This is a genomic window from Baaleninema simplex PCC 7105 (genome assembly GCF_000332355.1).
Lineage (GTDB): Bacteria > Cyanobacteriota > Cyanobacteriia > Cyanobacteriales > Geitlerinemataceae > Baaleninema > Baaleninema simplex.
On sequence record NZ_KB235958.1, the window covers coordinates 3,298,965 to 3,309,284 of the forward strand.

Annotated in this window: 13 protein-coding genes; 7 read left to right on the forward strand and 6 right to left on the reverse strand. The window is 53.0% G+C overall.

Annotated features, from left to right (window positions below):
- Window positions 1–101 precede the first annotated feature (101 nt).
- The 6 genes from GEI7105_RS0116825 to GEI7105_RS0116850 form a co-directional block, all read right to left on the reverse strand.
- Window positions 102–698, reverse strand: coding sequence for a hypothetical protein (locus GEI7105_RS0116825; RefSeq protein ID WP_017661601.1), 597 nt, complete (start codon window positions 696–698; stop codon window positions 102–104).
- Window positions 699–778: 80 nt separating this feature from the next.
- Window positions 779–1,420, reverse strand: coding sequence for an HAS-barrel domain-containing protein (locus GEI7105_RS0116830; protein WP_017661602.1), 642 nt, complete (start codon window positions 1,418–1,420; stop codon window positions 779–781).
- A 7-nt stretch (window positions 1,421–1,427) separates the two neighbouring features.
- Window positions 1,428–1,757 carry a DUF565 domain-containing protein gene (locus GEI7105_RS0116835; RefSeq protein ID WP_026097728.1) on the reverse strand — a complete coding sequence of 110 codons (330 nt, stop codon included), beginning with the start codon at window positions 1,755–1,757 and terminating at the stop codon, window positions 1,428–1,430.
- Between the two features lie 159 nt (window positions 1,758–1,916).
- Window positions 1,917–2,867, reverse strand: a complete 951-nt coding sequence (locus GEI7105_RS0116840) for a calcium/sodium antiporter (protein ID WP_026097729.1) — start codon at window positions 2,865–2,867, stop codon at window positions 1,917–1,919.
- A gap of 35 nt (window positions 2,868–2,902) precedes the next feature.
- Window positions 2,903–3,817, reverse strand: a complete 915-nt coding sequence (locus GEI7105_RS0116845) for a hypothetical protein (protein ID WP_245555426.1) — start codon at window positions 3,815–3,817, stop codon at window positions 2,903–2,905.
- A 128-nt stretch (window positions 3,818–3,945) separates the two neighbouring features.
- The gene (locus tag GEI7105_RS0116850; RefSeq protein WP_017661606.1) at window positions 3,946–5,070 is read right to left on the reverse strand and encodes a peptidylprolyl isomerase; all 1,125 of its coding nucleotides are present in this window, start codon (window positions 5,068–5,070) and stop codon (window positions 3,946–3,948) included.
- Window positions 5,071–5,279: 209 nt separating this feature from the next.
- On the opposite strand from GEI7105_RS0116850, the gene efp reads away from it, so the two are divergent.
- The 7 genes from efp to GEI7105_RS0116890 all read left to right on the forward strand — a co-directional run bounded on the left by efp (window position 5,280) and on the right by GEI7105_RS0116890 (window position 9,757).
- On the forward strand, window positions 5,280–5,837 hold the full coding sequence (efp, locus tag GEI7105_RS0116860; RefSeq protein WP_017661608.1) for an elongation factor P: 558 nt from the start codon (window positions 5,280–5,282) through the stop codon (window positions 5,835–5,837).
- A gap of 152 nt (window positions 5,838–5,989) precedes the next feature.
- The gene (gene accB / locus GEI7105_RS0116865; protein ID WP_017661609.1) at window positions 5,990–6,499 is read left to right on the forward strand and encodes an acetyl-CoA carboxylase biotin carboxyl carrier protein; all 510 of its coding nucleotides are present in this window, start codon (window positions 5,990–5,992) and stop codon (window positions 6,497–6,499) included.
- Between the two features lie 100 nt (window positions 6,500–6,599).
- Window positions 6,600–6,989, forward strand: coding sequence for an ArsR/SmtB family transcription factor (locus tag GEI7105_RS31005; RefSeq protein WP_017661610.1), 390 nt, complete (start codon window positions 6,600–6,602; stop codon window positions 6,987–6,989).
- Between the two features lie 53 nt (window positions 6,990–7,042).
- On the forward strand, window positions 7,043–7,219 hold the full coding sequence (locus tag GEI7105_RS38585) for a hypothetical protein (protein WP_017661611.1): 177 nt from the start codon (window positions 7,043–7,045) through the stop codon (window positions 7,217–7,219).
- Window positions 7,220–7,236: 17 nt separating this feature from the next.
- Complete coding sequence (locus GEI7105_RS0116880) at window positions 7,237–8,100, forward strand: universal stress protein (RefSeq protein ID WP_017661612.1); 864 nt, start codon at window positions 7,237–7,239, stop codon at window positions 8,098–8,100.
- A gap of 32 nt (window positions 8,101–8,132) precedes the next feature.
- Complete coding sequence (locus GEI7105_RS0116885) at window positions 8,133–9,080, forward strand: NAD(P)-dependent alcohol dehydrogenase (protein WP_026097730.1); 948 nt, start codon at window positions 8,133–8,135, stop codon at window positions 9,078–9,080.
- A gap of 467 nt (window positions 9,081–9,547) precedes the next feature.
- On the forward strand, window positions 9,548–9,757 hold the full coding sequence (locus tag GEI7105_RS0116890; RefSeq protein ID WP_017658780.1) for a hypothetical protein: 210 nt from the start codon (window positions 9,548–9,550) through the stop codon (window positions 9,755–9,757).
- The last annotated feature ends 563 nt before the right edge of the window (window positions 9,758–10,320 follow it).

The following is a 10,320-nucleotide window of genomic DNA, read 5'->3' on the forward strand; positions in this document are numbered from 1 at the left end:
GGCGCTCATGGCGTTGAAGCCTCACAAATCTCTCCATTTTCAACGAGGGCTAGAGGCTCTATCCCTTGTGAGGCAGGGGGTCTAGCTATGTTGTCACCCTCTCAGCCCGATCGCACGCCGTGAACGTATTCGCTTCCCGAGACGAGCGATCCGCGTCGGTAGGCGGCTTCGTGAGGTTGTCCCCATCCGAGTTGTAAGACGACTTCGAGAAAGGTGTCGTTTTCCCATTTCCAGAGGTTCGCCCATTCCGTGCGGCGATCGATGAGGCGAACGTCGTCTGAAGAAATGCGTTGGTACTCTTTACCTTGGTTGACGCTGAGGTATAAATCCATCGACGCCGTCGCCCGTTCCCAAAAAGCCATCATCTCCGGTTTGGCGCGATGCAACGTTCTCAAATCGCGATCGAGGGCGATGAGGCGATCGTGAACTTGCGGGTAGTCAAGCGTATCGCCGTGGAGGGTTAGGGTTCGCCAGACAACCCCCGAAACGTCATGTTCTTGTTGGTAGCGATGCACGGCCGATTTAAAATCCTGATACGCCGAAAACCGCTGCATCGCTTCGGGATTCAGCCAGCGATCGACCGCCGTATTCCCGATGTACGGCGTTGCCGACAAATTCAGCCGTTGCCCCCGAAGACAAGCTTGGTGTTCCGAGGCGAGAATCTCGATCAGTTCCTCGGTCGTGTAAACCTTCGCCATAACACCGTCGTTCGATCGTCCCTGTCTTAGTGTTGCACATTCTTTTGCAGGCGGGGACGCAGACCCGAAGAAGTGGTTTTTTACGGGTGAATTTGACTGAGAATCGATCGCAGGCGATCGTAATCGTCTTTCAAAATCCAACTGAGAGTCCGTCCGGCTCGTACTAACCAATCGCGATCGGCTTTTCGAGTTCGGTAGACTTGACGAACCGCCGCCGCTGCCAACGATTCCACGGGAACGCTCGCAACCTGAAGCAGCGTTCGCAAAAATTCCAAGTCCTCTGTAAAACGAATCACCTCGTCGTCCGAACAATAAGACACCGCTTGATGAATTTGAGGGGGACGAGGTGGTAAATATTGATAAACTCGACGTTCTTCGGGGGACGTAAACCCGACGATCGCCGCCCGAAACTCCGTTTTCAACATGGCGAAAATTTGGGGTTGCTGTTCCCGCAACTCTTCGAGAGATAGCCCCAACGCCTGCGCTCGGTGAACGGAATCGATCGGCATAGTCGTGGCGTGGTATACCACCGCATACACCGTATTTCCCGACTCTTCGTCTTGTGCTTTGACCCAACTTCCAAACGGGGGCATCGTTGGAAACTTCAGAGAATCGGAATCCAAACACTGAGCAAGAAATTCCGTCGTAGACGTTTCGATCACTTCGGAAAAGCGATCGCCATCGCCATCGCGACGGCCAAACTGAGGGAGGGGTAAACGCATCGATTCCTTACGAGCCGAGTTTAAAGGCTTCTACGAACAAACTGTACACCAAACCAATTTTCGTCGCACTGAGAGTATCGACCAACATTGAGGGGGTCGATCGCCGACGGGCGTACACCAACCAGTTAATCGCTTCAGTTCCCAGTAATAACAGTAACGATACCGTGATATCGAGTAACGCCCGTTGTCCGGCGATCGTCGAAACAGCCGTTCCGAGAAAAAATCCGAACAACCAACCGATCGTCAGAACCGAAATGCGCCGCCAAGGATTGCTCAACCACTGTCGCAACCGTTCGAGAGCGGCATCGAACAAACCGTTCAATCGCGTGTTTTGCACGAGTTCTTTTCCCCTCCTGTCGTATCGAAGGTCTAGCAGCATATTGTAGAGTGGGCATTGCTGCCCACCGACCTCTACATTTAGGGTCGTTAGCGCTGAATTACGTAAGTCCTAGACATTTTAACCCGTTCCCACTCGAGATGTTCGATCGGCACGAGTTTAAACCAAATTAAAAATTTGGGCGATAAACCAAGCGTAAAAAATCAAGAATAAATATCCTTCCCAGCGCGTAATCTGTTTGTCTTGGACGACGAAAAACATCAAAATCGTCCCGAACACCATTTCTAACAATCCCTCTCGGAGCGTGCGTTCTGGAATGACGAGAACACCAAACAGCCTCGGAATGCTCATGACGATCAACGCATTAAAAATATTCGAGCCGATTACGTTTCCCACGGCCATTTCACCGTTTCCTTTACGAACGCAAACGATGCTGACGATCAGTTCTGGTAACGAGGTGCCGATCGCCAACACGCTGACGGCAATAATTTCTTTGCCAATATCGAGCAGATCTGACAGTTTAACGATCGACATGACGGTATATTCTGCGCCAAAATAAATCGCCGCGATACTTAAAAGTAATATTAAGAAAGCTTTGAGTGGAAATACCCCGGTCTCGATAACTTCACCCGTTGTTTCATCGAGATTTCCCAGCTCCGAATGCTGCATGGTATACATTAAATAAACAACGTATGCCAACATACACAGTAGAGCTTCTCCGATGGAAAACTGTCCAGTGATTAACATCAGAGACAGCAAAAAAGCCGAACCCACAAAAAGAGGAAGATCGACACTTGCAATTTCGTATTCTAGTTGTATTTTTTTTGCAATAATCGCTGAAATACCTACAATCAAAAAGATATTTGCAACGTTAGAGCCGACGACATTTCCGAATACAATTTCCGACGATCCCTGAACGACAGCTACGACCGAGGACATGAGTTCCGGTAAAGACGTGCCGATCGCAACAATAGCAACACCGACAACAAACGGCGGAAATTTTAAGAATATGCCGACTTTTTCGGCAGAATCTGTAAAAAAGTCAGAGGCTTTAACGAGTACAAATAAGCTGACAACAAAAACGCTCAGCCAAGATATTATTTCTAGCATTAGGACAGAAAACAGTTCTTTGAAATACTATAACGTCAAAAGTCGTGCGATCGCCAAACAAACGATCCGAACGACTCGTCATCCGTCCCCAAGAGCAAGCCGCCGCTTTCGCCACTCGTCAATGCGATCGCTTCGACCTTGTGGTATCCCGTACTCATCAAAGGAACGGGCGAAGCAGCTCGAAATTCAATGTTGTCCCCCTCGACATCGAAAACACCGATCGCATAAACAGCCGAGGCAAAAGGTCCGTCGTTGCCCTCGTCCGACGCCGCCACACTATAGACAACTCCCGCCTCGTCGAGCTTTAAATCTGAAATATGACGAACCGAGCCAGTCGGATAGGGAACGCGAACGTCGCGAACGGCCACCCGACCGAACTGGTACGTTTGCGGGTCGAACGTCGCCCAGTACAATCGGGCGGGGTCTTCTCCGTCGCCGCGATGGGCCCAAACCGCCACCAACGTCCCTTCGAGGGTTTGCAGGGCAAAAGCTTCGACGTTACTGCCCTCGGGTAGCTCCGGCAGAGAAAAACGGTTCGACACCGACACCCGACCGGTTTCGACCTCAATACTCAAAGGATAGATCGTACCGTCACTTTCGACTGCTGCGAAACGGGTCGTCCCCGGCATTTCAGACAGCGCTTCTAAGTCCACCGGAAGCGGGAGATCGGACGGCCATGCGAGCGGTCGGTACACCGGCCAGGCGTTCTCGGACAGCGACACGATCGCCAAGCGTCCTTCGCCTTCCCGTTTGTTATCGTGAACGACGAGAAAATCGAGGGGGGTTTCCGTTTGAGCGATCGCCGCCATCCCGCTAATCCCGTATTGAATCGACCCGCGAACCGGTTGCCACGACTGCGAAAACGCCGGAACTGCCGAAAAGAGCGTCGGCACGATCGCCCCGACAGCCATCAGTCGCGATCGCCAAACACCACCCAATTTAGACACCATCGATCCTCGATCCTCACTTACATCTAAAGCCACGTTCCCGCATTTTCAGCGATCGAAAAACCCGGCATCTTGACAATACCGGGTCGATCGAAGGTTTCTCGAAATTGAATTCAAAATTCAAAAACCCATTACGCCGACGTTTCGCCCGGTCGTACCAGATTTTCTAACCCCTCGACGACAGAAGCCGATTCGATGCGATCGCCTTTCGTCAGTTTCTCGAGAACCTCAGCCCCTTCAACAACATAACCGAACGCCGCATAGCGGCCGTCGAGCAAATTCAACCCGGCCGGGGTCAGTTCCGGCTCGAACAAAAAGAAAAAGAACTGAGACGAACCGCTGTTAGGTTCCAAATCCCGATGAGCCATCCCCAGCGTTCCGTAAGCCGAAAACGGCAGAACCGGCTGTTCGCGATACAAACCAATTTGTTCTAACGTAAACCCATAAATCGGTTCGTTCTCGCTACGAACGCGAATTTCGAGCGGAATCGTGCGGTATTCGCCCGTATCGGGATCGACAAAACCGTCCTCAGAACCGGGCGGATCGCCAATTTGCAGCACGTAATTGTCCTCAGCCCGAATAAAAGGCAGTCCGTCGTAAAAACCGCGATCGACCAAATCAACAAAATTACCTGCCGTCACGGGGGCGTTGTAGCCGTCGGCGACCAGCGTTAGCGTTCCCTGGTTCGTCGTGACTTCGATCGTCGCCCGTCCTTTTAACTGAGGTAAACCGGCGTACTCGTCAGGCACGTCGAACGGAAAACCATCGACCATCAACTCCTCGAACTCGCCGAGGGTATCTAGAAGCTCTCGGCGTACCAGCCAAGCCCGTTCCTTATCCTGCTCCTCGACGGCCGTTTCGAGTTCGACGATCCCGTTTTCGAGTTGCGCCAGCTTTTCCTGCGCTCGAGCTTGACGGGAGGGCGGGACGCTCGCGAACAGCTCGTCTTTTCGGTAAAACAGTGTTGATTTGGCACTTCTGACGTCGCTTGCCACTGCCGACCAACGTTTTCGCGCCCGCAGTTGGGTGCTGATATCTTCCAAGCTGCGTTGGATGCGGCGAACCGAGTCGTTTTCGATCGGCAGCGCGTATTGCAGGAGCGATCGCGGATCGGTTACGGCGTTACCTTGAGGCATCCGACTCTCGCGGTAGTTGTCGTTATCGCCCCCCCACCACGCGGCACTCAAGCCGAGGGATAGCGGGAGCAGTACGAGCGCGAACAGGCCGACTTTGAGCCAGCGTTTCAATACGTCCATGCTTTTTCGTCGTTTTGAGTTTCCATCGAGCGTTGTTCCTTCATCATAGTGCCAGAGGGGATCGTTCCCTCAGACAAATTCATCGATCGCGTTGCAGAATTTTGGCAGACTCGCACCGGCGATCGCTAGTAACTTACCGGACGAAACTGCCGGAAACGAACCGCTCGGGGGTAAAATAGGTTGCCGATTGTTCTGCACGGACGAGATTCATGATCTCCTCAAATGACTTTAGAACTGGCGTCACTATCGAACTCGATGGCGGAGTGTGGCGCGTCGTAGAATTCCTGCACGTCAAACCGGGGAAAGGTTCGGCGTTCGTCCGCACGAAACTCAAAAACGTGCAAAGTGGAAACACCGTCGAACGCACGTTTCGCGCTGGGGAAACCGTTCCACAAGCGAACCTCGACAAACGGGTGATGCAGCACACCTATCGCGAAGGCGAGCAGTTCGTCTTTATGGACATGGAAACCTATGAGGAAACTCGCCTCAGCGCCGAGCAAATCGGCGACGGCGTGAAGTACCTCATCGAAGGTATGGAAGTCAACGTGGTGCGCTGGAACGACCAGGTGTTGGAAGTCGAACTTCCCAACTCTGTCGTGCTGGAAGTGACCGAAACCGATCCCGGAATTAAAGGGGATACGGCCACGGGCGGAACCAAACCCGCCACCGTCGAAACTGGGGCGCAAGTGATGGTACCGCTGTTTATTTCGGTCGGCGAGCGGATTAAGATCGATACGCGCTCCGATACGTATTTGGGACGGGAGTAACTCGAGTTCGGAACCTTGACGGGGGAGAAGGGAGCTGAGAACGAAGACCCCTCGACCCTCTCCGACGTAACCCCCTCTCGACTCCAAACCCGACAGTTTTTTCGCGTTTTTCGAGCATTGAGAGAATTTGGATAGATAGCGGACATAACACAGTGCAACTGGATTTCAACCAACTGCGCGAGCTTCTCGCAGATTTAGATAAAACGGATATAGCAGAGCTGACACTCAAAAGCAGCGACCTGGAACTGACCGTTCGTAAAACCCGAGGCGGTGTCGTCGAGACCGCTTCCTCGATCGACCTGTCAGCCCTGGCTGCTGCCACCGGAGGCCAGATGCCGACGGCTCCGACACCCGTTCCCCCAGCGAACCCGTCCAACGGTGCCGAGGCCGCGTCGCCCCCCCCGCCGTCTTCGGAGCCGAAATGGGTCGAAATTGTTTCGCCGATGGTGGGAACGTTTTATCGTGCCCCAGCCCCGGACGAACCGCCGTTCGTGGAGGTGGGCGATCGCATCACAACCGGTCGAACGGTGTGTATCATTGAAGCGATGAAACTAATGAACGAAGTCGAATCGGAAGTTGCCGGAGAAGTGGTGGAGATTTTGGTTGAAAACGGCGAACCCGTTGAATACGACCAACCGTTGATGCGAATTCTTCCGGCTTGATAACAGGCGGCGATCGGCCGCCTCTATCGATCGATCGGCATCGACGAAATCGATCTCACGATCTAAATTCTGCGATCGTAACCCTTTGGCGTTAAACCCGATGAAATCCGTGCAGCCTATCCCTAAAGAAGTGACGAAACACGTCGCCGAGTATTTCAGCATCCTCAGCGAACCAATGCGGTTGAAGATTTTGAACCTACTGCGCGACGAAGAAAAGTGCGTTCAGGAACTCGTTGAGGCAACGCAGACGAGCCAGGCCAACGTGTCGAAGCACTTGAAAGTGATGTTGCAAGCTGGCATCCTCGCTCGGCGCACGGAGGGAACGTCGGCTTACTATCGCGTCGAGGACGAACTGACGTTCGAGTTGTGCCATTTGGTGTGCGATCGCCTCGCAACTCGTATCGAACAGCAAGCTCGGCATTTCCGGGCTTTCAGCTTTTCGAGTCGTCCCCAAGCCGACGACAAGAAGGAGTCTGCTGAGGACGAGTAAGCCCCTCTTGAAGTTCGAGACCGAGGTGAGTTGGGAGTTCTCCGCGATCGAGAATGCAACCGGGAGAATTCCAGAACCCGGAGCGATCGCAGATTTCGGTCGAGGGCTTGACGTTTGAGGTTTGGGGGCGCTGTAGCGCGATCGCCTTTTTCGACCGCCTCGTCGTGTCGAACGGAGCCAACCGTACCCCAGCGATCGAGGATAGGGGATTTTCCCTCGAACCATTCTAACGTTTTCAGAAGCAGCGATGAAACACATTCTCTTGTGTACGGACGGCTCGGCCTTCGCACAAATTGGCTACGAGTACGCCGCGTGGCTGGCGCAGCGTATCGACGGCGCGATCGAGGTGTTGTACGTCACGGATTTACGGAAACAGCAGGCATTACAACATCCAGATTACAGCGGGAGTATTGGCATCGACGCCTATCAAGAACTGCTCGATCGCCTCGTGGATTTGGAACGGGAAACCGCCACCCTGCACCACGCTCGCGCTCAGATCGTCCTCGACGACGCTGAAAAACGGTTGCGGGAGCGAGGCGTCGAACGGATTACCAAAACCCATCGCACCGGGTTTTTAGTGGATTTGTTGCACGAGTTCGAGCAACAGACCGACGTTATCGTGATGGGGAAACGGGGCGAAACGGCGGGGTTTGCGTCCGAACACCTCGGGGCGAACATGGAACGCATCGTGCGATCGAGCCACAAGCCCTGTTTGGTAACGTCGCGCGATTTCCATCCCGTTCGCAACGTTGTTTTAGCTTACGACGGCGGGAAAGGCTGTCAGAAAGCCTTGGATTTCATCGTCTCGTCTCCTGTGTTTCAAGGGTTGACGATGCACGTCGTTACGGTGGCGAAAAGCAATCGAGACGACGACCGACGGGATAAGTTGAAATTAGCCGAAACTCGCTTGAAAACGGCGGGATTCGAGCCGGTTTGCCATTTACTCCACGGGGAAACGGAAAACGCCATTTCCAATTACGTGGAAACCCACCCCATCGATATGATGGTGATGGGAGCTTACGGCCACAATCGCATTCGCCACCTCGTCATCGGGAGTACGACGGAGCAAATGTTGCGCCGCTGCCACATCCCCGTTTGGCTCTTCCGTTAAAATCGAAAGCGTTCGACATTTTTCGGTATTTTATGAAAGCTGTCACGATCGATCGCTACGGTTCGCCGGACGTGTTGCAATATCGCGATATCGACACCCCTGTTCCCCAGGGCGATCGCGTTCTCGTTAAGGTTCGCGCCAGCAGTGTGAATCCCGTCGATTGGAAAATTCGTCGCGGCGACTTGGCTTTGCTGTCGGGGTTCGATTTTCCCCTGCGTCTCGGTGCAGACGTGGCGGGTATCGTCGAAGCCGTCGGCGATCGCGTCAGTCAGTTTCAACCGGGAGATGAAGTGTTCGGCTTCGCCAACCCCATCAACGGAGGGGCTTATGCTGAATTCGTGACGATCCCCGAGTCTCAACTGGCGCTCAAACCCCGTAATATTGGCTTTGAAGCGGCCGCCGCCGCTCCTTTGGCGGGGTTGACGGCGATGCAATCGCTGTTAGATTTAGGGCAGTTGCGGCCTGGGTTTTCCGTTCTCGTCAACGGCGCGTCTGGCGGTGTCGGCGGGTTCGCCGTGCAAATTGCTAAAGCTTTTTCTGCGACGGTGACGGGAGTTTGTAGCGGTACGAACGCCGATCTCGTTCGGATGTTGGGGAGCGATCGCGTTCTCGATTATACCCGCGAGGATTTTACTCGTCAGAGCGATCGCTATGATATCGTGTTCGACGCAGTTGGTAAGCGATCGTTTTCGGAATGTTCCCGCGTTCTCAATCCCGAAGGTGTCTACGTTTCGACGCTTCCGAGTCCCGAACTCTTTGCGGCGATCGCCCAAACGTTTTTCTTCCCCGGACAAAAAGCCAAGATCGTTCTCGCTCAACCCAAAAGTCGAGATTTACAAGCTTTAGCAGAACTCATCGAGAACGACAAAGTTAAACCCCAGATCGATCGCACTTATCCTCTTTCCAATATTATCGACGCCCAAAGTTACAGTGAAACTGGACGAGCTACGGGCAAAATTGTTTTAACAGTTGATGGTTGATAATTGTCGCTCGATCGCGATTTGACCTGGCTCTCGGCTCGGAAGCGAAGCTTTTCGACAGGAATTTATACTCCATCCTTTTCCGGTAAGCTAGGTTTCAAGAAGTCTTCACCACATCCCCCCTTAGCCCCCTATCCCCCCTTCGCCCCCTATCCCCCCTTCGCCCCCCTTTGAAAGGGGGGTTGGGGGGATGGTTGGGGGGATGGTTGGGGGGATAGAGGGATTTGTCAGATTAGGCAAAACCAGTATTTGAGTCCGAGCGAAGTCGAAGTGAGCGAAGTTGAAGCGTTGAGATTCGGACTCCGTATTATTCAGTAAACGGTTCATCTCACTTTTGTAAAAATATGAGTTTGAGGTAGGTTGGACGGGTGCATCCCAGTTTTGCAATGAGTAAGAGTACTTAGAGCGGTTTGAGAGAAGGGAGTTAAGCTAAAAGGAGTTGCCCAAGTCGGAGTCAAGCCTAGCTCATGGATGCTGAAAAACGTCGCCAAATTCAAGCTCACGCTCGAGCGATTGCCGCTCTACTCTACGAAGGAAGTGACCCAGAAGAGATTCAAACCCTATCTGGCATCGAAAAAACCGTCCGTCATCAGCTATTAGAACACGTTAGCCCAGAAGTGGGAAATTTTTTATCCAAAACAGCAGCGGCAGCCAAGGCGGAAGAAAACGGACGGTAAAAGTCTTCTCGGTCGCTTGAGTCTGAGCGAGCCACAAGCCCAGAAGCTAGAGGTCAAAGCACACAGTCGATGGAGTCCCGAGCTGGAGAAATGCTGTTTACTCCTGAGCGCCAACTCCTCCTACGAGCGGGCGGCTCAAGATCTTGAGGTCTTAACGGGCATGACCGTTTTCTGCAAGTAGCCAGCAACGCTTGGTACATCGTCAAAAAGTTTGAACTGCCCCCAACTCGAAGAGACCGTCGCTGAAATGAGCCTCGATGGAGGTAAAGTCCGTCTGCGTACCGCCGTCGGAGACCCCTGTATCTGGCGAGATTACAAAGCCGTCAATCTCCATGGGGCGAGTGTAGGAGCTTTCTTTGAAGATAACGAGGGCTTGGTGAATTGGGTCAATCAACAACCCTTGGCCACGCCTCTAATCTGCCTCGGAGATGGACACGATGGGATCTGGAATCTCTTTGCTGACATAGGGTTTGCTGAAAAAGTTATCAAAAGCTGGGGGTGGAAAATGAACAAGAAGCCGTCTTGCTCAAGGTATAAATCTGAATTGACTTAACCCGTCCACT

Bases quoted from the DNA above. Each gene is read 5' to 3' on its own strand.
- GEI7105_RS38585 (WP_017661611.1), top strand. From the start codon at position 7,043: ATGCAACCGGGAGAATTCCAGAACCCGGAGCGATCGCAGATTTCGGTC.
- GEI7105_RS0116840 (WP_026097729.1), bottom strand. From the start codon at position 2,867: ATGCTAGAAATAATATCTTGGCTGAGCGTTTTTGTTGTCAGCTTATTT.
- efp (WP_017661608.1), top strand. From the start codon at position 5,280: ATGATCTCCTCAAATGACTTTAGAACTGGCGTCACTATCGAACTCGAT.
- GEI7105_RS0116850 (WP_017661606.1), bottom strand. From the start codon at position 5,070: ATGGACGTATTGAAACGCTGGCTCAAAGTCGGCCTGTTCGCGCTCGTA.
- GEI7105_RS0116830 (WP_017661602.1), bottom strand. From the start codon at position 1,420: ATGCGTTTACCCCTCCCTCAGTTTGGCCGTCGCGATGGCGATGGCGAT.
- GEI7105_RS0116885 (WP_026097730.1), top strand. From the start codon at position 8,133: ATGAAAGCTGTCACGATCGATCGCTACGGTTCGCCGGACGTGTTGCAA.
- GEI7105_RS0116890 (WP_017658780.1), top strand. From the start codon at position 9,548: ATGGATGCTGAAAAACGTCGCCAAATTCAAGCTCACGCTCGAGCGATT.
- GEI7105_RS0116845 (WP_245555426.1), bottom strand. From the start codon at position 3,817: ATGGTGTCTAAATTGGGTGGTGTTTGGCGATCGCGACTGATGGCTGTC.
- GEI7105_RS31005 (WP_017661610.1), top strand. From the start codon at position 6,600: ATGAAATCCGTGCAGCCTATCCCTAAAGAAGTGACGAAACACGTCGCC.
- GEI7105_RS0116880 (WP_017661612.1), top strand. From the start codon at position 7,237: ATGAAACACATTCTCTTGTGTACGGACGGCTCGGCCTTCGCACAAATT.
- GEI7105_RS0116825 (WP_017661601.1), bottom strand. From the start codon at position 698: ATGGCGAAGGTTTACACGACCGAGGAACTGATCGAGATTCTCGCCTCG.